General features: G+C 65.6%; 1 protein-coding gene. It reads right to left on the bottom strand.

Features of this window, described 5'->3' with window-relative positions; translation table 11 throughout:
- Positions 1-131: 131 nt before the first annotated feature.
- A partial coding sequence (locus ACIRU3_RS47805) for a reverse transcriptase domain-containing protein (protein ID WP_404070807.1) occupies positions 132-1,202 on the bottom strand: 1,071 nt, incomplete at its 5' end.

Genomic DNA, 1,202 nt, shown 5'->3' with positions numbered 1-1,202 from the left:
TGGTGGGGTCGGCGCGGAGCGCGGTTCCGGGATTCCTCCCGGCCCGTTTCTCCACGCCGCCCTCCCGAACCGGACGTGCGAGTTGGCCCCGCATCCGGCTCTCCACAAGTCCCGTTGAGCGTGGACTCTCCTCAGGTTGCGCTGGGCCAGGGCGATGGGATCGTCGTCCCCCGCGGACGGTAACGCGTGGTGACTACCGACCCGGGGTTGAACAGGACGACTTCTCCGTCGTGCGGCCACCATCCGCCGTCGCAGTAACGACGACGGAGTTCCTTCCATCCCGTGCCGAGGTGCTTTCGCCGGAGCCATCCGAAGACCTGGCGCCAGACGATCATGCGCAGGTATTGGAAGGCCCTGGCCGACACCCCGGGGCGGAAGTAGGCGGTCCAGCCCCGCAGCACCTGGTTGAGCTTGTGCAGCAGGACTGCCAGCGGCAGGCTGACGTTCATCCGGCAGAGCGCCTTGGTCTTGGCCTTGATGGACCGAAGTGCCTTCTTGGCCGGGTAGTTGTAGACGTACTGCCGGTCGGTCCCTCGCTTGCGGTGACGCTGGATGCGCCAGCCGAGAAAGTCGAGGCCCTCGTCGATGTGCGTGATCAGCGTCTTCTCCTCCGACAGCCTCAAGCCGACGGAGGAGAGGACTTCCGCCACTTCCGGAAGCAGCGCCTCGGTGTGCGCTTGGGTGCCCGAGACCAGAATGACGAAGTCGTCCGCGTACCGGATCAACCGGTAGTTGGGGAGACCCTTCTGGCGCCGGGTGAACCGTCGCTTCGGGCTGGTCTGCGGACCCCCCTCGATCTTGGTGAAGTGCTCGTCCAAGACCGAGAGCGCCACATTGGCCAGCAGTGGCGAGAGGATTCCGCCTTGTGGGGTGCCGGTGACGGTCTCTTTGGAGGTGCCAACCTCGGTGAGGATGCCCGCCTTCAAGAACGCCTTCACCAACGCGAGCACGCGCTTGTCTCCGATCCGAACCCGCGCCCTGTCCATCAGGGCAGAGTGCGAGATCTCGTCGAAACAGGCTGTGATGTCGCCCTCCAGCACCCATTCGTAGGTCTTGGATGCCAGAAACCGCGCCTCAGCCATGGCGTCGTGCGCACGCCGGTTGGGCCTGAAGCCGTACGAGCACGGCGCAAAGTCCGCCTCGAAGATCGGCTCCAGCACCAGCTTCAAGGACGCTTGGACCACCCGGTCGGCCACGGTCGG

It is taken from the genome of Streptomyces sp. NPDC101151 (assembly GCF_044768335.1).
GTDB lineage: Bacteria > Actinomycetota > Actinomycetes > Streptomycetales > Streptomycetaceae > Streptomyces.
Note: the sequence above shows the minus strand (reverse complement) of the source record. Positions and strands in the feature narration are given on the sequence as shown.